This window comes from Pseudomonas sp. TWR3-1-1, from assembly GCF_049896545.1.
GTDB lineage: Bacteria > Pseudomonadota > Gammaproteobacteria > Pseudomonadales > Pseudomonadaceae > Aquipseudomonas > Aquipseudomonas weihenstephanensis.
The window spans coordinates 140,523-163,050 of sequence record NZ_JAFCUO010000008.1; the positions used below are offsets into that span (position 1 = coordinate 140,523).

Genomic DNA, 22,528 nt, shown 5'->3' on the forward strand with positions numbered 1-22,528 from the left:
GAACTGACATGCAACTTATCTGGCTACGAAGCGACCTGCGCCATCTCGACAACACCGCCCTGAGTGCTGCCACTCACCGCGGCCCCACCACAGCCGTGTACCTGATCAGCCCGCAACAATGGCTGGCCCATGACGACGCACCGTGCAAAGTCGATTTTTGGTTGCGTAACCTGCGCACGCTGAGTGACAGCCTGCAACAGCTCAATATCCCGCTGCTGATTCGCACCTGCCCGACGTGGGATCAAGCGCCCGCGGTGCTGGTGCAGTTATGCCAACAACTGGGCGTGCAAGCGCTGCACACCAATCAGGAATACGGCATCAACGAGACCCGACGCGATGAGGCGGTGGCTCACACCCTTGAAGCCCTGGGCATCGCGTTCCACTCTTACTTGGACCAACTGTTGTTTCAGCCGGGCAGCATCTTGACGCAATCGGGCTCCTACTTTCAGGTCTTCAGCCAGTTTCGCAAAATTTGCTACAACCGCTTGCACATGGCCATGCCACAAACCGTCGCACCGCCCAAAGCCCAGGCGCCGCTCAATATTGAGCGCGATGCCGTGCCGGACTCCGTGCAAGGTTTTGCATCACCCAGCGCATCAATTCGTGCGCTCTGGCCTGCCGGCGAAGAGGAGGCACAGCAACGTTTGGCGCGCTTTGCCGATCAACAGATTCACTATTACCAGGACGAACGCGACTTACCTGCCAAGCCCGGCACCAGCCAGCTTTCAGCTTATTTGGCCGCCGGGGTCATCTCGCCTCGCCAATGCCTGCACGCCGCCTTGCAAAGCAATAACGGCGAGTTCGAAAGCGGCAGCCCCGGTGCGTTTACCTGGATCACCGAACTGCTGTGGCGCGAATTCTACAAACACATAGTGGTCGGTTACCCACGCGTCTCTCGCCATCGTGCCTTTCGACTTGAAACCGAGTATTTGCCGTGGCGCGATGCCCCCCAAGACTTGGCCGCCTGGAAAGAAGGCCGCACCGGCTTCCCGATCATTGATGCCGCCATTCGCCAATTGCTGGACACCGGCTGGATGCACAACCGCCTGCGCATGGTAGTGGCCATGTTCCTCACCAAAAACCTGTTGATCGACTGGCGTGAAGGCGAGCGTTTCTTTATGCAGCACCTGATCGACGGCGACCTGGCCGCCAACAACGGTGGCTGGCAATGGAGTTCGTCTACCGGCACCGATTCGGTCCCCTATTTCAGAATTTTCAATCCCCTGAGCCAGTCCGAACGCTTCGACCCCGACGGGGTTTACATCAAACACTGGCTGCCCGAACTGGCGGATCTGAACAAAAAACAGGTGCATAACCCGGCCTCGGCAGGCGGGTTGTTTGGGGTAGCAGATTACCCGGCCCCCATCGTCAACTTGAGCCAAAGCCGCGAACGGGCCCTGAGCGCCTTCAAAAACTTACCCTCCAAACAAATGCTCGAGGTGAGCCATGGCTGACGGGCGACGGATTTGGCTCACAGGCGCCAGCAGTGGCATGGGCGTACACATGGCCGAGGAGCTGCTAAAAAGCGGCGCCCGCCTCGCATTGACCGCCCGCACACTGGCGCCGCTCAAAGCCTTGTCCGATCGCTACCCAGGCCAAGTACTCCTCGTGCCGGGAGATTTGACCGACCACCCGCAGGTGCGTGAAATCGGCAACCGCATCACCCAACTCTGGGGCGCTCTGGACACGGTGATCCTCAACGCAGGCACCTGCGAATACGTGGACGTGCGCCATTTTGACGCCACGGTGATTGAGCGCGTGGTGCGCACCAACTTGCTGGCCACCAGTTATTGCCTTGAGAGCGCGTTGCCTTTACTGCGCGCCGGTTCGCGCCCGCATGTGGTGGGCGTGGTCAGTTCGGTCACCTATTGGGCACTGCCACGCGCCGAAGCCTATGGCGCATCCAAAGCCGGCCTGCGCTACTTGCTCCAATCCCTGCGTATCGATCTGGCCCAGGAAGGGATTGACGTCACCCTTGTCAGCCCGGGTTTTGTCGACACCCCGCTGACAGAAAAAAATGACTTTCCGATGCCCATGCGCTGGCCTGCGCACAAAGCCGCCCGGCATATTTGCCAGCGCCTGCAAAAACGCCCGCTGGAGATCGCCTTCCCGACCCTGTTCATTGCCACATTGCGACTGTTGGCGAGCCTGCCAAAACGCCTCCAAGTGGCGTTGGGCAGACGCTTGGCGCGCACCTCTGACGGAAAACCATCATGAAAATCGCGATCATTGGCAGCGGCATCTCAGGGCTGACCTGCGGTTACTTACTGCACAAAGCGCACGACATCAGTGTGTTCGAAGCCAGTGACTGGATCGGGGGGCATACGCACACCGTCGAGGTCAATGTAAACGGCCAGACCCATGCCGTGGACACCGGCTTCATTGTGTTCAATGACTGGACCTACCCCAATTTCATCACGCTGATGACGCAACTGGGCGTGCGCTCCAAGGCCACAGAAATGAGCTTTTCTGTGCACGACACCCACAGCTCGCTCGAATACAACGGCAATACCCTCAATAGTTTGTTTGCCCAGCGCAGCAACCTGTTGTCGCCCAGGTTCTGGGGCATGTTGCGCGATATCGTGCGATTCAACCGCGAAGCCATTCGCGATTTGGAGGAGCAACGTATTGCCAGTGACACCCAGCTGGGCGACTACCTGCAGCAGCGCGGCTATGGCACACGCTTTATCGAGCACTACATCGTACCGATGGGCGCCGCAATCTGGTCCATGTCACTGGACGACATGCTGCGCTTTCCGCTGCAATTCTTTGTGCGTTTTTTCAAAAATCACGGTTTGCTCAGCGTCAGCAATCGCCCGCAATGGCGTGTGATTGAAGGCGGCTCCAGTGCCTATATCAAACCGTTGAGCGCAGGTTTTGCCGACAACATCCACCTTAAGTGCCCGGTCACCCAGGTCGAACGTTACGAACAAGGTGTACTGATACACAGCGGCGCAGGCACTGAACGTTTCGACAAAGTCATTTTTGCCTGCCACAGCGATCAAGCCCTCAAGCTGCTGGCCGCCCCGTCAGCCGCCGAGCAACACATCCTCGGCGCGCTGCCCTATGCCGACAACGATGTGGTGTTGCACACCGATACCCGCCTGTTACCTGATCGAAAACTGGCGTGGGCCAGCTGGAACTATCGTTTGGGCAACGCAGGACAAAAACGTGCAGCTGTGACCTATGACATGAACATCCTGCAAGGCATCCAGAGCGAGACCACTTTTTGCGTCAGCCTCAACCAAACCTCAGCGATTGATCCGCGCAAAGTACTGGCCAGCTACACCTACGCTCACCCGCAATACAGTTTGGCTGGCGTAGCGGCTCAAGCCCGCTGGCAAGAGCTGCTGGGGCCTCAGCACAGTTATTTTTGTGGCGCCTATTGGGCCAATGGCTTCCATGAAGACGGCGTGGTCAGCGCACTGCGCGTGGCCAAAGCTTTCGGCCAAACGTTATGAACAGCGCCCTGTACAGCGGCTGGATCGCCCATCGACGCTTTACACCGCGGGATCATGCGTTCCGCTATCGCATCGGCCTGCTGTATCTGGACCTGGATGAGCAAGACGCTGTGCTGGGGCTGTCACCGCTGGCCGGCAAAAGTCGCTTTGCGCCCTTCTCCTTTCGTGAAAGCGATTACTTAAAAACCTACACCGAAACCGGCATGCGCCTGATTGATGCAGTGCGCCAGCAAGTGGGCATAGCATTAGGCCGCACGCCACAAGGTGCGGTTCGTTTATTGACTCAAGCCCGCAGCTGGGGGCTGTCCTTCAACCCGGTGAGTTTCTTTTACTGCTACGAAACGGATGGAAAACTGGCCGCCATCCTGTGCGAAGTGACCAACACACCGTGGCGCGAACGCTACCACTACGTACTCCCCGTCGAGGGTGACAGCTTTGCGCATGTCGCCGTGGCCAAGGCCTTTCACGTCTCGCCGTTTTTACCGCGCGATCTGGAATACCGCATGAGTTTCAGCCCTCCAGGCGCCCGTCTTGGCGTGCACATGGCGGACTGGCAAGGTGAACTGAAGGTCTTTGATGCCACGCTCAACCTGCACCGTACAGAACTGGACCGCGCGAGTTTGCACCGCTACCTGCGCCAATTTCCGTGGATGACGGCCAAAACCTGCCTGGCCATTTACTGGCAAGCCTTACGCCTTTTTCTTAAACGTACACCGATTGTTTCTCACCAGGCCGCCGACGGCGCCTTTCGCATTGCTGCCCTGCAACCCAAGGATCAACGCCATGAAAAGCCCTAGTCTGGTGAGCAAGTCCTCGCTCTCGAGCACCCACAATCTGACCAGCGTGCTGTTAAGGCGCGGGGTGATGCACCAATTGAATCAATTGAAAAATGGCCATCTGGTCATCATCGAAAACGGTGAGCCGCATGTTTTCGGGGATCGCAGTGCGAGCATGGTCGCTGAAGTACAGATTCACGACGCCAGCGTGTGGGGCATGATCGCCAGCAACGGCTCGATTGGCGCAGGCGAAGCGTTCATACACGGCTACTGGAGTTCACCCGATCTGACCAAAGTGATTCAGGTACTGGTCAGTAACATGCAGGTACTGGATGCCCTGGAAGGCGGGCTGGCGCGACTGGGGCGGCCGTTGATTCGCGCTCTGCATTGGGTCAATCGCAATACGCGTAAAGGCTCACAAAAAAATATTGCCGCGCATTACGACTTGGGCAATGAAATGTTCGAGCAGTTTCTCGACCCCACCATGATGTATTCCGCGGCGCAGTTCCTCAGCCCCGACGACACGCTGGAGCAGGCCCAGCTCAATAAACTGGAGCGTATCTGCCAAAAACTCAACCTCAAACCCGAAGACCATTTACTGGAAATCGGTACGGGTTGGGGCAGCATGGCACTGTTCGCCGCACAGCATTACGGCTGCAAAGTGACCACCACCACCTTGTCCAAAGAACAGTTCGACTACACCCAGGCCCGCGTTGAAACCCTGGGCTTACAGGACCAAGTGACCTTGCTGCTGGAGGATTACCGCGACCTGACAGGGCAATACGACAAGCTGGTGTCGATTGAAATGATTGAGGCGGTCGGTCATCGCTTCTTGCCGAACTATTTCAAGCAATGCTCGCACTTGCTCAAACCCCACGGTTTGATGCTGCTGCAAGCCATCACGATTCGCGAACAGCGCTACGAACAGGCCAAAAGCAGTGTGGACTTTATCCAACGCTACATTTTCCCCGGTGGCGCATTGCCCAGCGTGCAAAAAATGCTGGCCATTGTGGGCAGCGATACCGACATGAACCTCATGCACATGGAAGATTTTGGCCTGCACTACGCCAAAACCCTGCGCCTGTGGCATGAGAATTTTCGTCGCGCCCACGGGCGTTTGACGGAGCTGGGTTACGACGAGTACTTCCTGCGCTTGTGGGAGTTTTACCTGTGTTACTGCGAAGGCGGCTTTTTGGAGCGCAGCATCGGCACCGCACAATTACTGCTGGCTAAACCCGCCGCCATGAACCCACCATTACTCGGCCGCTTCAATGCTTGAAAAGCAGCTGGCCAATGCCGTGCTGTTTCAGCTCGGCTGGTTTGCCTGTGTGTTGGGCGGCAACAGTGCCTGGCTCTGGCTGGCGGCTGGCGCGCTGCTGATCCACGTGGTGTGGATAAGTCGCTCATGGGCCGAACTGCGTTTGATGGTGTGCGTGTGCATGCTCGGTACGCTGGTCGACAGCCTGCTCCTCAACGCGGGCGTGTTTGCGTTCACGCAGGCCCAGTGGCTGATCCCGTTCTGGTTGATAGTGCTTTGGGCCTTACTGGCGACGACGCTGAACCATTGCCTGGCATGGACCGCACAACCTCGTTGGCGGGCCGCACTGCTGGGTGCCATCGGCGGCCCGCTGTCCTATTACGCCGGGCAACGGCTGGGAGCCGTGACGTTCCCGTTCGGTGTGTGGCCAACGCTGCTTGGACTAGGCGTGTTGTGGGCGGGATTGTTTGCAGCACTGCAATGGATAGCCGCAAAACACGTCAACACCCGTAGCCGTGAGCTTGCTCGCGACCCGACCTAACCACGGTGCGACGCCTCGGGGGTCGCGCAGTGACAGGGTTTGCGATCGCAGCCTCGCGCTGTTCGCCAGCGACTACAGAACGTAGAGGTGTGCGATTGTCAGCTGTTTTACACCTGAACGCAGCACTGCCTTACACTGCGCGCCTATGACCAACATCCCCCTGACTGAAATTACCGAACCCGCCGTCACCTGTTCGACGTGTGCGGCGTGCTGCTGCCAACTGGAAGTGATGCTGATCACCGAAACCGGTGTGCCTGAACGCTTTATCGACACCGATGACTGGGGAGGCGAAGTGATGTTGCGCCTTGACGATGGCTGGTGTGCGGCCCTGGACCGCAACACCATGATGTGCACCATTTACGAGAAGCGCCCGCTGATTTGCCGCGAGTTCGAGATGGGTGACGTTGAATGCCTCAACGAACGCCAAGGCATCGCCACCGTCTATCGTTAGGCTACAACGGCATCGTGTAATGCAGTGCGTAGCTTTCCACCCCGTCGTTGGTGCTGGAAAGTCCGGCGTTGGAGTAGTGGGTAGCGCGAATGCCCACCTCATGCCCGCCGGTAAAGCGCAAACCGAAACCAATCCGGTCCTCAAACTGAAACGCGGTCCCCAGTTTTTGCTCTTCGACTTCGGTCTTGGAAAACAGCGCGATGCCGATCCCGGCTTCGATGTAGGGCTTTACCGTTTCACCGGCAAATTCGTACACAAATACCGGGGAGAACGACAGGCTGTTGCTGCTGGATGACTTTTTGCCATCCCAATACGTATAAGCGCCATCCCAATACCCCGTCAGACGGCCGACATCGCTTTGTAACCAACTCTTGTCCCAGTCGGACTTAAGGCCCAAGCGATACGTCATGCTCGACTGACTGGTATGCCCTACCCCAAATTCGATACCGGCCGCTTGTGCCGTGAAACTGTGCCCCAGAACGGTTGCTGTAAGAACAGCCAAGCTAAAAAAACGCGTCATAAGAAAATCCTATTTTCGAATGCATAGGTCGTGTGTGGTGTGCCCCATCAGGCAGGCGGTATGAATCCAATCAAAAGGTGAAGTTCAACCCATTTGAACAAGCACACATTTTTTTACAGGTCGAAGCTTCGCACAACGCCAGATTTATTCCACAGCACAGGTAGGATTTTTCGCATTTTTTCAGGTGAAGCGCTGGTCCAGAACTGCGTGTCTTGGGCCGGGCCACTGGCTAACAGACCACGTTCGTGGAGCAAGCGTTGCAGTTGCCGGGCCACGGCGGCACCGGTATCGATCAGACAGATCGAGGGCGGGAGCATCTGACTGAGCAGAGGCTTGAGGAAGGGATAATGCGTACAGCCCAAAATAATCGTGTCGCAACCTGCGGCCAATAACGGCTCCACATAGCCACGCAGCAGCGTGACCAAGGCTTCGCTGTGCAGGTCGCCGGTTTCAATCAGTTCAACCAAACCGGGGCAAGGTTGGGTAATGACGCGTACATCGCTGGCAAATCGATCCAGCAAGGCGGCAAACTTGGCACTTTGTAACGTGCCAGTGGTAGCGAGTACGCCCACCACGCCACTGCGCGTGGCCGCCGCGGCCGGTTTGACGGCCGGCTCCATGCCAACAATCGGCCAGTTCCCATAGCGCTGACGCACATCTGCCACACCTGCGACGGTGGCGGTATTACAGGCCAGGACAAACGCTTTGGCGCCTTGGCGCTGGAAGAAGTCAGCCATCACTACACACCGCTGACGGATGAATTCTGGGGTTTTCTCGCCATAGGGAATATGCCCACAGTCGCCGACGTAGAGCAGCGACTCATTGGGCAGTAATGCGCGGATCTCATTGAGCACCGACAGCCCGCCTACACCGGAGTCGAACACCCCAATCGGCGCGTCACTCATGGGCAGGGCCGCACACACTGCACGCCGGGTCGCGCTTGACCCGCAACTCGCGAAACCGCGTACCCAGCGCATCAATCAATAACAAGCGCCCCACCAACGGCTCACCAAAACCTGCCAGTAGCTTGAGCGCTTCGAGGGCCTGCAAACTGCCCACCAACCCCACCAGCGGCCCGATCACCCCGGCTTCGCTGCACGTCAGGTCGTCATCGCTGCCGTGCCCGTATAAACAGTGATAGCAGGGGCTGGCAGGTTGGCGCACGTCAAACACGGACAACTGGCCTTCAAGGCGAATGGCTGCACCACTGACCAACGGTTTACGCGCCGCGACACAGGCGGCGTTGACCGCTTCGCGAGTGGCGAAGTTATCGCAGCAGTCGAGCACTAAATCCACCGCGTCCACGGCCTTGGCCAGCGAGTCGGCGTCCAGCGCGCAGCGATGGGCCAGCAAGGTGATTTCAGGGTTGATCGCGGCCAGTCGAGCCATGGCCGAGTCGACCTTGCTCTGACCGACACTGGCCGTGTCATGGATGATCTGGCGTTGCAGATTGGTCACATCGACGTGATCGAAGTCAGCCACATGCAGTTCACCCACACCCGCCGCGGCCAAATACAACGCCACTGGCGAACCCAGCCCGCCCAGACCGACGATCAGCACGCGGCTGTGCTTGAGTTTTAACTGGCCGTCGATGTCGACCTGTTGCAAGAGGATCTGTCGGCTGTAGCGCAACAGCTCCTGATCGGTCAGCACGGCAGGCGGCCCAACGTAATGCGCTCATGAGCGCCCAGGTCCTTGCGGCTTTGAACCTGGGTAAAACCGGCACCTTGCAGCAAGTCACGCACGGGCGCGCCCTGGTCGTAACCGTGTTCGAGCATCAGCCATGCCCCCGGGTTGAGGTGCTGCGGGGCTGCGGCGACAATCTCGCGAATATCGTCCAGCCCGTCGGGGCCCGCCACCAACGCACTTTCGGGTTCGAAACGCACGTCGCCTTCAGCCAGGTGAACATCACCCGCCGCAATGTAAGGCGGGTTGCTGATAATCAGGTCAAAACGATGGTCGGCCAAAGCACTGAACCAATGACTGTTGAGCACAGTGACGTTGTCCAGCGCCAAGCGCTGGCGATTACGCTCGGCCAGAGCAACGGCCTCAAGCACACGGTCAACCGCCGTCACCTGCCAGGCCGCACGTTCACTGGCCAAGGCCAGCGCAATGGCGCCGCTGCCGGTGCCCAGATCCAGCACGTTAGCCGGTGTTGCAGGCAGCAGCTGCAATGCTGTCTCAACCAGCAATTCGGTGTCCGGGCGCGGAATCAACGTGTGTGGCGCCACTTCCAGGTCAAGATTCCAGAACCCTTGCTGACCCAAAATGTAGGCCACCGGCTCACCCGCCCGACGGCGTTGCAGGTAGTCGGCAAAGATCAGTGCCGATTCGCTGCTGACAATTTTCTCGGGCCATGTGTGCAGGTAACTGCGCGACTTGCCCAGGGCGGCGGCCAACAACAACTCGGCATCCAGTCGGGCCGTGGGCGAGTCAGGCAATTCGGCAGCCCGTAACAAGCTGGCAATAATGGTCATTTATTCACCCAACGCGGTCAGTTGATCGGCCTGGTATTCGGCTAACAACGGCTCGATCACGGCTTCTACGCCGCCTGCCAGCACTTCATCCAATGAATACAAGGTGAGATTGACGCGGTGATCGGTCACTCGTCCTTGCGCAAAATTGTAGGTCCGGATGCGCTCGGAGCGGTCTCCCGAGCCCACCAGCAACTTACGCTCGCTGGCAATGGCATTGGCCGCAGCGCTGGTTTGCTGGTCATTCAATTTAGCTGAAAGCCACGACATCGCCCGCGCACGGTTTTTATGCTGCGAACGCTCCTCCTGGCACTCCACCACGATGCCCGAAGGCAAGTGAGTGATACGGATGGCCGAGTCGGTCTTGTTGACGTGCTGACCGCCCGCGCCGGAAGAACGGTAGGTATCGACACGCAAATCGGCCGGATTGATCTCGATGGCTTCCTGCTCATCGGGTTCAGGCAACACTGCCACGGTGCAGGCAGAGGTGTGAATACGGCCCTGAGACTCGGTGGCCGGGACTCGCTGAACGCGGTGCACGCCGGACTCGAACTTCAACTTGCCGTAAACGTTGTCCCCTTCGACGCGAGCAATGACTTCTTTATAGCCGCCATGCTCACCCGGGTTTTCAGACAGGATTTCCAGCCTCCAGCCACGACGCTCAGCGTAACGGGAGTACATGCGAAACAGGTCACCGGCAAAGATCGCCGCCTCATCACCGCCCGTACCGGCACGAATTTCAAGGAATACGTTACGCCCGTCGTTCGGGTCTTTGGGCAGCAGCATGCGTTGCAAATCACCTTCGAGCTCAATCAGCCGCTCTTTGGCTTCGCGCACCTCCTCGACCGCCATTTCACGCATGTCGGGGTCGCTGTCTTTGAGTAACGCTTGTGCGCCTTCAAGGTCAGCCTGGACTTTTAGCCATTGGCTATAAGCACCAGCAATAGGCTCAACTTCTGCGTACTCCTTGGAATACGCACGAAATTTGGTTTGATCCGAAATGACCTCGCCATCACCAAGCAACGCGGTCAATTCTTCAAAACGGTCCTGGAGGATGTCCAGCTTATTAAGCAGTGACGCTTTCATTACGATTTTTTATCCGCAGAGCTATCCGATGAGCCCTCACCGAGGGCAAAAAGTTCTTGGGCCATGGCCAGCGCATCGAGGCGGCCTTCGGCGGAAAGCTTTTTCAGCTGCACGCTGGGGGCGTGAAGCAGTTTATTCGTCAAGCCGCGTGCCAGTTGTGCCAGCACGTCTTCAGGGTTGCCGCCATTGGCGAGCATTTTCTGGGCTTTTTGCAATTCTTCGTCACGCAGGCGCTCGCCTTGTTGACGGTAAGCCTTGAGCACATCAACCGCGGCCAATTCACGTAAACGCACCATGAATTCGTCAGCGCCAATACTGACCAGTTCTTCTGCCGCTTGCGCGGCGCCCTGACGGCTCTTGAGGTTTTCAGCCACGACCTCATGCAAGTCATCGACGGTATAGAGATAAACGTCGTCTAACTCGCCGACTTCAGGTTCGATATCGCGCGGAACAGCGATGTCGACCATAAAAATAGGTTTGTGCTTGCGCAGCTTTAAAGCGCTTTCAACCGCGCCCTTACCCAAGATCGGTAATTGGCTGGCGGTAGAACTGATGACGATATCGCTGTGCACCAACTCTTGGGGAATGTCCGACAACAACACCGCATGTGCGCCGAACTGTTCAGCCAAAATGCTGGCGCGTTCAAGCGTACGGTTTGCCACCACGATACGTTTAACCCCCAGGTCATGCAGGTGACGGGCGACCAGCGTAATGGTTTCGCCTGCACCGATGAGCAATGCCTGACTGCGCTGCAAGTCGCTGAAAATCTGCTTCGCCAGGCTGACCGCGGCAAACGCCACCGACACCGGGTTCTCGCCAATAGCCGTTTCAGTGCGCACTTGCTTGGCCGAGTTAAAGGTGGCCTGAAACAGGCGCCCCAACAACGGCCCGACAGTGCCCGCTTCACGCGCCACGGCATACGCCGACTTCAACTGACCGAGAATTTGCGGCTCACCCAATACCAGCGAGTCGAGGCCCGCCGCCACTCGCATCATGTGGCGAACCGCTGCGTCCTCTTCATGGATGTAGGCGCAGGACCTCAGCGCATCGAGGTCGAGCTTATGATAGTCAGCCAGCCATTTCAGGACCGTATCGGCTGAAAGGTGGTCTTGCTCTATATACAGCTCACTGCGATTGCAGGTTGAGAGGATCGCAGCTTCGCGACTGTCGGTGAGTCGGCAGAGCTGCTGCAAGGCCTCAACCAACTGCTCAGGGGTAAAAGCCACGCGCTCGCGCACGTCTACTGAAGCAGTCTTGTGGTTAATACCGAGTGCAAGGAAGGCCATTCAAGATCGCTGATGATGACGAGAAGCCGGCAATTGTCCTACTTCGCCAGATTGAGAACAACCATTGCTGACTATTGTCTCTATAGTTAAGGTCTGTTGACGCCCAATTAGCCATCATCCTGGCCCTTCATATCGATAGTCGCAGCTGTTAGGGTTTGCCCTGTCGCATGTGTCATGATGCCCCGACCGCAGGTAAGTCGCCCTTCTCTTATATGAATAGATCCTCCGCGTTGCTCCTTGCTCTCGTCTTCCTCAGTGGCTGCCAGGCCTTGGCTCCCACGTCGCCGAACGAATCGTCCCCGGTCGAAGACGCCACCTCCGCACCCGAAAAACCAACGGTCTACAGCTCATTCAGCGAAGACACGCTGTACAGCTTGTTAAGCGCCGAATTGGCGGGCCAGCGTAATCGACTGGACCTGGCACTGGATAACTACGTGACCCAGGCCATCAACACCCAGGACCCGGGAATTTCCGAGCGCGCCTTTCGCATTGCCGAGTACCTGGGCGCCGATCAGGCCGCACTCGACACATCGCTGATTTGGGCCAGAAACGCACCGGATGATCTGGAAGCACAACGCGCGGCCGCTATTCAGTTGGCACGCAACGGCCGGTATGACGATTCCATGGTGTACATGGAAAAAGTCCTGCAAGCCAAAGGCGATACTCACTTTGACTTTTTAGCCTTATCGGCCGCCGAAACAGACCCAGACACCCGCAGCGGATTGCTCAAAAGCTTTGATCAATTACTCGCCAGGCATCCGGACAACGGCCAGCTTATTTTCGGCAAAGCCTTGTTGATGCAGCAGGACGGTGACGCACAAGGCGCACTCAAGCTGCTGGAACGCAATCCGCCGCAAGCCGGTGAAGTCGCACCGGTGCTGCTGCGAGCGCGCATCTTGCAAGGGCTTGATCGCGGCGACGAAGCCCTGCCGCTGCTGAAAAAAAGTGTCGAACAGTACCCTGAGGACAAGCGCCTGGGCCTGACGTATGCCCGCACACTGGTTGAACAGAACCGCATGGATCAAGCCAAAGCCCAGTTCGCCAGCCTGCTCCAGCAATACCCCGAAGACGATGAACTGCGCTTTTCGCTGGCATTGGTGTGCCTTGAAGGCAAAGCCTGGGACGAGGCCGAAGGCTATCTGCAAACACTGATTGAGCGCGACAGCCACGTAGACTCCGCGCATTTAAACCTTGGCCGGATTGCCGAGGAGCGCAACGACCCGCAAGGCGCACTGATCGAATACGCCCTGGTGGGCCCCGGCAATGACTATTTGCCCGCCCAACTGCGCCAGGCTGACATTTTGATCAGCCACGGCCGGGGCGCTGAAGCATCCACCAAACTTGCCACTGCACGAGATGAGCAACCGGACTACGCGATTCAGTTGTTTTTGATCGAAGCAGAAACATTGAGTGCGAACAATCAGACAAACCGTGCCTGGAATGTCCTGCAACAAGCGCTGAAACAGTACCCGGATGATCTGAACCTGTTGTACTCACGCGCCATGCTGGCCGAAAAGCGCAATGACCTGCCGCAAATGGAAAAAGACTTGCGCGCCATCATTGCCCGCGAGCCTGACAACGCAATGGCATTGAACGCACTGGGCTACACCCTGTCAGATCGGACGACGCGCTACGCCGAAGCCAAAGCACTGATTCAGCAGGCTTACGACATCAACCCGGATGATCCGGCCGTGCTCGACAGCTTGGGCTGGGTGAATTATCGCCTTGGCAATCTGGATGAAGCCGAGCGTTTGTTGCGCCAGGCACTGGAGCGCTTCCCGGACCAAGAAGTCGCCGCGCACTTGGGCGAGGTGCTTTGGGCCAATGGCAAGCAGCGCGAAGCCAAGCAAATATGGGCCACGTTTCTTAAAGAAAACCCCGACAGCCCTCTCCTGCGCAAAACCGTTTTGCGCCTGACCGGATCCGAGACTCTTTAAATCATGTTTTATCGCCACCTGCGACACCTTATTGCCTTTGGCTTGATCGCCCTTTTGGCCGGCTGCTCGATGTTTGGCGCCCGTGAATCGGTTGAGGGTCACGGCAGCCCGGCGCTGTGGACAGAACACAAACAGCATTTGACGCAACTCGACGGCTGGCAGATCAACGGCAAGGTCGGAATTCGCGCCCCTAAAGACTCCGGCAGCGCGACCTTGTTTTGGTTGCAGCGCCAGGACTATTACGACATTCGCTTGTCAGGCCCACTGGGCCGGGGTGCCGCCCGCCTGACCGGACGGCCCGGAAATGTGAGCCTGGAAGTTGCCAATCAGGGCCGCTATGAAGCGTCCACACCAGAACAACTGCTGGGCGAACAACTGGGCTGGAGCCTGCCCGTGTCACATTTGGTCTGGTGGGTGCGCGGACTACCGGCTCCCGGCAGCAAAAGCCGGGTCACACTCAATGCAGACAGCCGCCTGGCCAATCTGGAACAGGACGGCTGGAAAATTGAATACCTGAGTTACGTCGAACAAAACGGCTTCTGGGTCCCTGAGCGCATTAAGCTGCACGGTACCGATCTGGACGTCACTCTGGTGGTGAAAGATTGGCAACCCCGTCAGTTGGGTCAATGACATGCAAAAAAATCCACTGACTTTGCCTTCACCGGCAAAACTGAATTTGATGCTGCACATCCTTGGCCGTCGCGAGGACGGCTATCACGAGCTGCAAACATTGTTTCAATTTCTCGATTACGGCGATGAAATGACGTTTTCGGTGCGCGATGACGCAAAGATCTGCCTGCACACCGAGTTCCCCGGCGTGCCCCATGATCAGAACTTGATCGTCAGAGCAGCAAAACTACTTCAGCAACACGCCGCCTGCCCGCTGGGCATTGATATCCGGATCAAAAAAGTGCTGCCTATGGGCGGCGGCATTGGCGGCGGCAGCTCCAATGCCGCCACCACATTGCTGGCCCTCAATCATCTTTGGCAACTGGGTTGGGATGAGGATCGCCTGGCCGCATTGGGTTTGAGTCTGGGGGCTGACGTACCGGTTTTCGTACGCGGCCACGCCGCTTTCGCTGAGGGCGTGGGCGAAATCCTGTCACCCGAATACCCCGAAGAGCCTTGGTATGTGGTGCTTGTACCGCAAGTCTCTGTAAGCACAGCAGAAATTTTTTCACATCCTTTGTTGACACGTAACTCTTTGCCCATTAAAGTGCGCCCCGTTCCCAAGGGAAACAGCCGAAACGACTGCGAAGCAGTAGTGACGGAGCTTTACCCAGATGTACGTAAAGCTTTGAATTTGTTAGGTAAATATACCGAGGCAAAATTAACTGGAACTGGAAGTTGTATATTTGGGGCCTTCCCAAACGAAGCAGATGCTGATAAAGTCCTGCACCTTCTTACAGAGACCCATACAGGGTTTGTAGCAAAGGGAAGCAACGTTTCGATGTTGCATCGCACACTACAAAATCTGTAAGCGGAAACGGGTACACGGTACTCGTAGCAACAGATACAGGGGCGTCGCCAAGCGGTAAGGCAGCAGGTTTTGATCCTGCCATGCGTTGGTTCGAATCCAGCCGCCCCTGCCATTTCTTATACTCATCCAGGTTACCCTCAGCCTTCAGGTACTGCGCGTGTCCAAGATGATGGTCTTTACGGGGAACGCTAACCCCGATCTGGCTCGGCGTGTCGTACGTCAGCTGCATATCCCACTCGGTGACATTTCTGTCGGTAAGTTTTCCGACGGCGAGATTACCGCTGAGATTAATGAAAATGTCCGCGGTAAAGACGTTTTCATCATTCAGCCGACTTGTGCTCCGACCAACGATAACCTGATGGAACTCGTCGTGATGGCTGATGCCTTCCGCCGCTCCTCAGCGACTCGTATTACTGCTGTTATTCCTTACTTTGGTTATGCCCGTCAGGATCGCCGTCCGCGCTCCGCACGTGTGGCTATCAGCGCAAAAGTTGTTGCTGACATGCTTACCGTAGTCGGCATCGATCGTGTTCTCACGGTTGATTTGCATGCTGACCAAATTCAGGGCTTCTTCGATATTCCTGTAGATAACATCTATGGCTCCCCAGTTTTGGTGGATGACATCGAAGATCAGCGCTTTGAGAACCTTATGATTGTGTCCCCGGATATCGGCGGCGTCGTGCGTGCACGTGCTGTTGCAAAATCCCTGGGCGTTGATCTGGGTATCATCGACAAACGCCGTGAGAAAGCCAATCACTCGGAAGTGATGCATATCATTGGTGATGTCGAAGGGCGTACCTGCATTCTGGTTGATGACATGGTCGATACCGCCGGCACTCTGTGCCATGCGGCTAAAGCCTTGAAAGAGCATGGCGCATCCAAAGTGTTCGCCTACTGCACACACCCTGTGCTGTCGGGTCGGGCAATCGAGAATATCGAAAATTCCATGCTGGATGAGCTGGTGGTGACTAACACCATTCCGCTGTCCGCTGCCGCACAAGCCTGTTCGCGTATCCGCCAGTTGGATATCGCACCGGTTGTGGCTGAAGCGGTTCGCCGCATCAGCAACGAAGAATCGATCAGCGCGATGTTCCGATAAGGGCCCTGCCCTTCTCGGATATCACGTTGACGAAAAGCGCCCCGCCCCAACAGCCTGTTGGGGCGGGGCTTTTTTGCCCATACCGTCCATAGCGCTGGTCGCAAACGCTAGGCCGGATGTGGTTATTTTGGAGATACAACATGAACGATTTTACTCTGAATGCTGAAGTGCGTTCCGACCTGGGGAAAGGTGCGAGCCGCCGCCTGCGTCGTCTCGCAAGCCTGGTTCCAGCTGTAGTTTACGGTGGCGAAAAAGCCCCTGAATCCATCAGCATGCTGGCCAAAGAAGTTGCCAAACTGCTCGAAAACGAAGCGGCTTACAGCCACGTTATCGAACTGACTGTTGGCGGCGTTAAGCAAAACGTGATCATCAAAGCTCTGCAACGTCACCCGGCTAAAGGCCACGTGATGCACGCTGACTTCGTTCGCGTTGTTGCCGGTCAAAAGCTGACTGCAATCGTTCCAGTTCACTTTGTTGGTGAAGCTGCTCCGATCAAGAAAGGCGGCGAGATCTCGCACGTTGTTGCTGAAATCGAAGTTTCCTGCCTGCCAAAAGACCTGCCTGAATTCATCGAAGTTGACCTGGCTAACGCTGAAGTCGGCTCGATCATTCACCTGTCGGACATCACCGCTCCTAAAGGCGTTGAGTTCGTAGCTCTGGCACACGGTAACGACCTGGCAGTAGCCAACGTTCACGCTCCACGTGTTGCACCAGAAGCAGACGCAGAGTAATTCATTACTCTGTTGTTGGAGTTTTGAGAAACATCGCGAGCTAACACGCAGCGAGTAAAGCGGACAAGATCGCGAAGTTTACTCATGTAAACCCGTATTTTTGTCCGTTTTCGCCGCTGCTGTCAGCGGTGATGTTATTCACAACGCCATAGAAGGGCCCTTGTCGTGACCGCCATAAAACTGATCGTTGGCCTGGGAAATCCAGGCACCGAATACGAACAGACCCGGCATAACGCAGGGGCCCTTTTTGTTGAGCGTCTAGCGTCAGCAAACGGGGTCAATCTCGTTGCGGATCGCAAGTATTTTGGCCTGACCGGGCGTTTCAGCCACCAAGGTCAGGATGTTCGCCTGTTGATTCCCACCACTTATATGAACCGAAGCGGCCAGGCCGTAGCGGCACTTGCCGGTTTCTACCGCATTGAACCGCAGTCCATATTGGTGGCCCACGACGAACTGGATCTCCCTCCCGGCGTTGCCAAGCTCAAGCTGGGCGGCGGCCACGGAGGTCACAACGGGCTGCGCGACATCATCGCGCAACTGGGGAACAACAATAATTTCTACCGTCTGCGGCTCGGCATTGGCCACCCAGGCGTCGCCAGCATGGTGTCCAACTTTGTCCTGGGTCGTGCGCCACGCGCCGAACAGGAAAAACTGGACGCCAGCATCGATTTTGCCCTCGGCGTGCTGCCGGATATCCTCGCCGGGGAATGGAACCGTGCGATGAAAAACCTGCACAGCCAGAAGGCCTGACTCTACTCCTCGGGGAAAACACCATGGGATTCAACTGCGGCATCGTCGGCCTGCCTAACGTCGGCAAGTCCACCCTGTTCAACGCCCTGACCAAATCCGGTATTGCGGCTGAGAACTTCCCCTTCTGCACGATCGAGCCGAACACCGGCATCGTGCCGATGCCCGACCCACGTCTGGACGCGCTAGCTGCCATCGTCAAGCCTCAGCGCATCTTGCCTACCACTATGGAGTTCGTCGATATCGCAGGCCTGGTGGCTGGCGCATCGAAAGGCGAAGGGCTGGGCAACAAGTTCTTGGCCAACATCCGTGAGACCGATGCCATTGCTCACGTGGTCCGCTGCTTTGAAGACGAAAACGTGATTCACGTTTCCAACAGCGTTGACCCGAAACGCGATATCGAGATCATCGACATTGAGCTGATCTTCGCCGACCTCGACAGCTGCGAAAAGCAATTGCAGAAGGTCGCGCGTAACGCCAAAGGCGGTGACAAAGACGCGGTGGCTCAAAAAGCCTTGCTGGAGCAACTGATTGCCCACTTCACCTTGGGCAAGCCGGCACGCAGCCTGATCAAGAACATGGACGCTGATGAGAAACACATCATCAAAGGCTTCCACCTGCTGACGACCAAGCCGGTGATGTACATCGCCAACGTGGCCGAAGACGGCTTCGAAAACAATCCGTTGCTTGACGTGGTGATGGCGATTGCGGCAGAAGAAGGCGCCATCGTGGTGCCGGTCTGCAACAAGATTGAAGCCGAAATTGCCGAGCTGGACGACGGCGAAGAAAAAGACATGTTCCTGGAGGCTCTGGGCCTTGAAGAGCCAGGCCTGAACCGCGTGATTCGCGCAGGTTACGAAATGCTCAACCTGCAAACCTACTTCACCGCTGGCGTTCAAGAAGTTCGCGCCTGGACCGTGAAAGTCGGTGCTACGGCGCCACAAGCCGCCGGTGTGATCCACACCGACTTCGAAAAAGGCTTTATCCGCGCTGAAGTAATCGCCTACGACGATTTCATCAAATTCAACGGTGAAGCGGGTGCAAAAGAAGCTGGTAAATGGCGTCTGGAAGGCAAGGAATACATCGTTAAAGACGGTGACGTTCTGCACTTCCGCTTCAACGTGTAAACACAACACGAAAAAAACCGCGCTCAGGCGCGGTTTTTTTTGGCCTGTTTTTTTAACTTTGCTATCAATGCCTCTTGTTTTTGGTGCTTATTCCCTATCAAGCGTAAGAAGAATCCTTTGATCTTGAAGAAAATTCACTACATCCCAAATGTGTCTTGTGAGTCTAGGTTCGACGCGGCAAGCTCTTGACGTGACGTAACATCTTTCCTACATAAATGGATGCAGCTATGAGTGCGCGCATTGCACTCTACACATCCGATGTAGCCCTCACCGATTCTGGAAAGGAACGGCTAGCGCTTTGCGCAGAGCCAAACCCAGAAACAAAGGATCTATAGTCAGTTACTACGCCCATTGACGGGCCGATCGGGGGGTTCAATGTTCGCCAAGCTGTTCTTCAATCGCTTCACTAATCCCCTGATTGAACGGGTGGTGTCTCGCTGGTCATCCGCTTGGCGAGATGCACTGGCTTCAGCTATTGCGGCCGCGTTGGCATGGATCCTTGCCCAGCACTTTTTCGGTCATGCGCACCCAGTCTTTGCAGCGATCAGTGCGGTTGTGTGCCTCGCGCCAGGCCTCCCTAGTCACGGCAAGCAAGCGATAGGCTTGATGGTAGGTGTTGCAACCGGAATTCTGGTGGGCGAAGCCGCTCTGTGGCTCCCCGACTCTTATCCATTATTACGAATTGGCTTTGCAACATTCGCGGCCATTGCCATTGCAGCCCTATATGGCCTGGCTCCTGTAGTTCCGATTCAGGCAGGAGTCTCGGCTGTATTGATGCTGGCAGTAGGTCCTGAGAGCGCAGGTGCTGTACGCATGCTGGATGTGATCATGGGAGCGGGAGTTGGATTGGTCTTCAGCCAAATACTGATGACCCCCAACCCCATTGGCATTATCGATAGTTCAGCAAAAGAGCTCTTGGAAAAGCTCGCTTCAGGATTTGAAAAAAGCCTTGAGGCTCTCGAAAATAATGACGCGTCCAAAGCGCACAATGCAGTACAGATTTTTTCTTCAGCTCACGACAGCCTCATTACATTGGAAAACGGCATCGCCATGGCACGAAATACTGCTCGGTGGACGTTACGCGGACGTTTTGCTTCACGTGAGGTCAAAGAGATTGCCAGTCGTTACGAACGCCACGCCGTTCGACTTTACGCCAGCGCCTTGCTGTTCTCTGAAGCGTTTGCCAATGCCTTGCGCAAAGAGCAAGGCACACCGCCACCCTCACTGCATGAACGCTTGAGCTGCGTGGCTACCCGTTGCTTAGCCCTTGCCAGGGAAGACAACAACACGCCCCCTACCCCAAACACCCCTTACGACGTAGCGGATATTAGCGCTGCACCTTGGCAACTTTGCTTAGAACACTTACAAACGGTTGAGAGTGCATTATTAACATTCAGACTCACTACACATAGAGATACTGAAAAATGAAAAACGAGCAGGCTTGATATCTAAAGGCGAAAGCAAAACATATTCTTATGTCTCTCGACAGTTCCAGACACCCGAAGCTCACTGACTTCCTTAATTAAAACAGAGAACACATACCGCTATAATCACCCAGCTTTATATATGGACCCAACCCACTGCCAATCATTGTGTAACAACATACAAACCTCACAAAAAATGATTTATGAATGACACTTACCCATCAAACCAAAGAACTTTCCTACTGCAATCAAAGAACATAGGCGCTCAATCCATGCCTCGACCACTCTAAAATCAAAACCTAAGGAGCATGGGAGTTCTCAACATACCTTTCACTCCAAGCACACCGAGCATACTGTGCGCCCTTTATTTTTCACACCCAGGTGGCTGGCCCACAGGAGGGGGTGGTACCGAAATAATTTATATTAAATGAAAACACCTTTTACCTCGATCTTCAGAATAGTGCCCCGCGTGCAAGATCAGTTGAAAAAATGATTATTGGAGTAGAAATATGGTGTCTCCACATAAAAAAAATAATGTTCACGACACATTTCAACTTGAAGATCCCGCGCTAGACGAAATCGTCAACAATATCGCCACACTCAACATTGATATCTTGTTACATGGTGAGACAGGTACAGGCAAAGATACATTGGCAGAGCGAATTCATTGCTTGTCAGGCCGACGAGGCAGTTTTATCGCCATCAATTGCGCTGCCATTCCTGAAACGCTTGCCGAGAGCCAACTCTTTGGTGTGACGCACGGAGCATTTACGGGAACAGTGCAGTCGCGCGCAGGTTTTATTGAAGCCTCAAATATGAGCACCCTGTATCTCGATGAAATAGACAGTATGCCCCTGACCTTGCAGGCCAAATTATTACGGGTACTTGAAACCCGTGGTGTTGAACGCTTGGGGTCTACAAAACTTATAGCGCTGGACATGCGCGTTATCGCCTCAGCCCAAACCTCGTTGATAGATATGGTTGAACAAGGTCTGTTCAGGCGCGATCTTTATTTCCGTCTTAATGTCGTTAGCCTCAATTTGCCGCCTTTGCGTGAAAAGCGGGAGCAAATCATTCCTTTATTCATGAGCCTTATCCAGCAAGAAGCAGAGCATTTCAAATCACTAGCTCCCATTCCCGACAGCTCGCTGCTGCAACAAATGGTGTGCCATGACTGGCCGGGCAATGTCAGGGAATTACGATCCACTGCCAAACGACTGGTACTTGGGCTACTGCCCATTTCATCAGGCGCCAGAGAGGATGCGGACGCCGACATGAGTTTGAAGTTCCGCTTACAACAAATAGAAAAACTTTTGATACAAGACTCACTGCGACGCCACCTGCACAGCATCGATGCCGTGGCCCTTGAGTTAGGGATCGCGAAACGCACGCTGTACCACCGAATGAAACAATTAGACATTTCATAATCAACATTTATTGGAACACCCTGAGAAAAAACAGCACTCACAAGATGAACACAAGACGCACTCCCTTAAACAAGTGTTCCTGGAGGTCAATCAATGATTCCATTAGTCGCGCTATTAGCGCCTCTTGTTGCGCCCATCGTGCAATCAGTCGTTGAAACCGTTGGCAGCATTGCCAAAGACGTTGTTAAATTTGGCTTGGACAATATTTCCAAGGGCATCGATAAGCACTTGGAAAGTATCAAGGCTCCTGATTCACAAACCAAGGAACCTATTTCGTATTGACAACGCGCTCATGCAGTTATTTAAACACCCACGGCAATAACTACACAGGAAATACACTATGATCGGAAATAATAGCGGTTTATTTAACAGCGTCATTGGTGGCAGTGCTGGTTTTGTAGGCAGCGGAGAAAACAACAAATCGGAAGAAGCTTCTCGAAAAGCGTTGAAACTACAAGATGAAGCGCAAGCACGCATGACTGAAATGCAATCTAAAGCGGCTCAGAGCAAGATCGTCACTGACGGCATTAATGCCATCATGGCCGGCGCTATTGATTCCGGTAATAAAGCGTCCAACACTATCAGCAGCTCCGCAAAACAAGTTCAATATTAACCAGTCAGGTTCAGCCCTAGCATTTCGACAGGACTGTTTATCCCCCGCTCTCACAGCGGGGGAACCTTTAACTACGGCACGTGGGCTGTT

The 22,528-nt window shown here is 55.6% G+C and carries 24 protein-coding genes and 1 tRNA gene; 19 read left to right on the forward strand and 6 right to left on the reverse strand.

The features are described from left to right. Window positions 1–8: 8 nt before the first annotated feature. The 7 genes from phrB to ACP7A4_RS17590 all read left to right on the forward strand — a co-directional run bounded on the left by phrB (window position 9) and on the right by ACP7A4_RS17590 (window position 6,487). Entirely contained in the window at window positions 9–1,454 is a 1,446-nt protein-coding gene (gene phrB, locus ACP7A4_RS17560; protein ID WP_426247866.1) for a deoxyribodipyrimidine photo-lyase, read from the forward strand. Continuing rightward, entirely contained in the window at window positions 1,447–2,217 is a 771-nt protein-coding gene (locus ACP7A4_RS17565) for an SDR family NAD(P)-dependent oxidoreductase (RefSeq protein WP_426247867.1), read from the forward strand. The genes phrB and ACP7A4_RS17565 overlap by 8 nt, the downstream gene beginning before the upstream one ends. Beyond that, window positions 2,214–3,461 (forward strand): NAD(P)/FAD-dependent oxidoreductase, encoded by a 1,248-nt coding sequence (locus ACP7A4_RS17570; protein WP_059762447.1) that lies wholly within the window; start codon window positions 2,214–2,216, stop codon window positions 3,459–3,461. The genes ACP7A4_RS17565 and ACP7A4_RS17570 overlap by 4 nt, the downstream gene beginning before the upstream one ends. Then, entirely contained in the window at window positions 3,458–4,258 is an 801-nt protein-coding gene (locus ACP7A4_RS17575; protein ID WP_426247868.1) for a DUF1365 domain-containing protein, read from the forward strand. The genes ACP7A4_RS17570 and ACP7A4_RS17575 overlap by 4 nt, the downstream gene beginning before the upstream one ends. Beyond that, window positions 4,245–5,516, forward strand: coding sequence for an SAM-dependent methyltransferase (locus ACP7A4_RS17580; RefSeq protein WP_059762441.1), 1,272 nt, complete (start codon window positions 4,245–4,247; stop codon window positions 5,514–5,516). Before ACP7A4_RS17575 ends, ACP7A4_RS17580 begins: the two co-directional genes overlap by 14 nt. After that, the gene (locus ACP7A4_RS17585; protein ID WP_059762439.1) at window positions 5,509–6,036 is read left to right on the forward strand and encodes a DUF2878 domain-containing protein; all 528 of its coding nucleotides are present in this window, start codon (window positions 5,509–5,511) and stop codon (window positions 6,034–6,036) included. Before ACP7A4_RS17580 ends, ACP7A4_RS17585 begins: the two co-directional genes overlap by 8 nt. A 145-nt stretch (window positions 6,037–6,181) precedes the next feature. After that, window positions 6,182–6,487, forward strand: coding sequence for a YkgJ family cysteine cluster protein (locus ACP7A4_RS17590; protein ID WP_048363115.1), 306 nt, complete (start codon window positions 6,182–6,184; stop codon window positions 6,485–6,487). Between the two features lies 1 nt (window position 6,488). Here ACP7A4_RS17590 and ACP7A4_RS17595 read toward each other — a convergent pair whose 3' ends face one another. The 6 genes from ACP7A4_RS17595 to hemA form a co-directional block, all read right to left on the reverse strand. Next, a complete protein-coding gene (locus ACP7A4_RS17595) occupies window positions 6,489–7,007 on the reverse strand; it encodes an acyloxyacyl hydrolase (protein ID WP_426247869.1) in 519 nt (172 codons plus the stop codon). A gap of 113 nt (window positions 7,008–7,120) precedes the next feature. Then, entirely contained in the window at window positions 7,121–7,912 is a 792-nt protein-coding gene (gene murI, locus ACP7A4_RS17600; protein WP_059762438.1) for a glutamate racemase, read from the reverse strand. Continuing rightward, a complete protein-coding gene (locus ACP7A4_RS17605) occupies window positions 7,905–8,660 on the reverse strand; it encodes a molybdopterin-synthase adenylyltransferase MoeB (RefSeq protein WP_059762437.1) in 756 nt (251 codons plus the stop codon). Before ACP7A4_RS17605 ends, murI begins: the two co-directional genes overlap by 8 nt. Further along, window positions 8,654–9,484 carry a peptide chain release factor N(5)-glutamine methyltransferase gene (prmC, locus tag ACP7A4_RS17610; protein WP_059762436.1) on the reverse strand — a complete coding sequence of 277 codons (831 nt, stop codon included), beginning with the start codon at window positions 9,482–9,484 and terminating at the stop codon, window positions 8,654–8,656. The genes ACP7A4_RS17605 and prmC overlap by 7 nt, the downstream gene beginning before the upstream one ends. Next, a complete protein-coding gene (prfA, locus tag ACP7A4_RS17615; protein ID WP_426247870.1) occupies window positions 9,485–10,567 on the reverse strand; it encodes a peptide chain release factor 1 in 1,083 nt (360 codons plus the stop codon). Continuing rightward, complete coding sequence (hemA, locus tag ACP7A4_RS17620) at window positions 10,567–11,853, reverse strand: glutamyl-tRNA reductase (RefSeq protein WP_048363109.1); 1,287 nt, start codon at window positions 11,851–11,853, stop codon at window positions 10,567–10,569. Before hemA ends, prfA begins: the two co-directional genes overlap by 1 nt. Window positions 11,854–12,065: 212 nt before the next feature. Between hemA and ACP7A4_RS17625 the strand changes: the two genes are divergently transcribed. From ACP7A4_RS17625 to ACP7A4_RS17680, 12 genes are all read left to right on the forward strand, one after another. Then, the gene (locus ACP7A4_RS17625; protein ID WP_426247871.1) at window positions 12,066–13,790 is read left to right on the forward strand and encodes a tetratricopeptide repeat protein; all 1,725 of its coding nucleotides are present in this window, start codon (window positions 12,066–12,068) and stop codon (window positions 13,788–13,790) included. Window positions 13,791–13,793: 3 nt separating this feature from the next. Next, complete coding sequence (gene lolB / locus ACP7A4_RS17630) at window positions 13,794–14,420, forward strand: lipoprotein insertase outer membrane protein LolB (RefSeq protein WP_059762434.1); 627 nt, start codon at window positions 13,794–13,796, stop codon at window positions 14,418–14,420. Between the two features lies 1 nt (window position 14,421). Next, a complete protein-coding gene (ispE, locus tag ACP7A4_RS17635; protein ID WP_048400283.1) occupies window positions 14,422–15,270 on the forward strand; it encodes a 4-(cytidine 5'-diphospho)-2-C-methyl-D-erythritol kinase in 849 nt (282 codons plus the stop codon). 37 nt (window positions 15,271–15,307) lie between these two features. Next, window positions 15,308–15,382 (forward strand) — tRNA-Gln (locus tag ACP7A4_RS17640). A 45-nt stretch (window positions 15,383–15,427) separates the two neighbouring features. Next, the gene (locus ACP7A4_RS17645) at window positions 15,428–16,369 is read left to right on the forward strand and encodes a ribose-phosphate pyrophosphokinase (protein ID WP_019825119.1); all 942 of its coding nucleotides are present in this window, start codon (window positions 15,428–15,430) and stop codon (window positions 16,367–16,369) included. A 140-nt stretch (window positions 16,370–16,509) separates the two neighbouring features. After that, window positions 16,510–17,100 carry a 50S ribosomal protein L25/general stress protein Ctc gene (locus ACP7A4_RS17650; protein ID WP_059762432.1) on the forward strand — a complete coding sequence of 197 codons (591 nt, stop codon included), beginning with the start codon at window positions 16,510–16,512 and terminating at the stop codon, window positions 17,098–17,100. Window positions 17,101–17,265: 165 nt separating this feature from the next. After that, window positions 17,266–17,850 (forward strand): aminoacyl-tRNA hydrolase, encoded by a 585-nt coding sequence (gene pth, locus ACP7A4_RS17655; protein WP_048363104.1) that lies wholly within the window; start codon window positions 17,266–17,268, stop codon window positions 17,848–17,850. A gap of 23 nt (window positions 17,851–17,873) precedes the next feature. Continuing rightward, a complete protein-coding gene (gene ychF, locus ACP7A4_RS17660; RefSeq protein ID WP_059762431.1) occupies window positions 17,874–18,974 on the forward strand; it encodes a redox-regulated ATPase YchF in 1,101 nt (366 codons plus the stop codon). A 375-nt stretch (window positions 18,975–19,349) separates the two neighbouring features. Beyond that, window positions 19,350–20,402, forward strand: coding sequence for an FUSC family protein (locus ACP7A4_RS17665; RefSeq protein ID WP_426247872.1), 1,053 nt, complete (start codon window positions 19,350–19,352; stop codon window positions 20,400–20,402). Between the two features lie 505 nt (window positions 20,403–20,907). After that, a complete protein-coding gene (locus tag ACP7A4_RS17670) occupies window positions 20,908–21,825 on the forward strand; it encodes a sigma 54-interacting transcriptional regulator (protein WP_426247873.1) in 918 nt (305 codons plus the stop codon). 93 nt (window positions 21,826–21,918) lie between these two features. Further along, the gene (locus ACP7A4_RS17675; protein ID WP_203303678.1) at window positions 21,919–22,107 is read left to right on the forward strand and encodes a hypothetical protein; all 189 of its coding nucleotides are present in this window, start codon (window positions 21,919–21,921) and stop codon (window positions 22,105–22,107) included. A 58-nt stretch (window positions 22,108–22,165) separates the two neighbouring features. Next, window positions 22,166–22,438: a hypothetical protein gene (locus ACP7A4_RS17680; protein ID WP_203303679.1), complete on the forward strand. Its 273-nt coding sequence runs from the start codon at window positions 22,166–22,168 to the stop codon at window positions 22,436–22,438. Window positions 22,439–22,528: the final 90 nt, after the last annotated feature.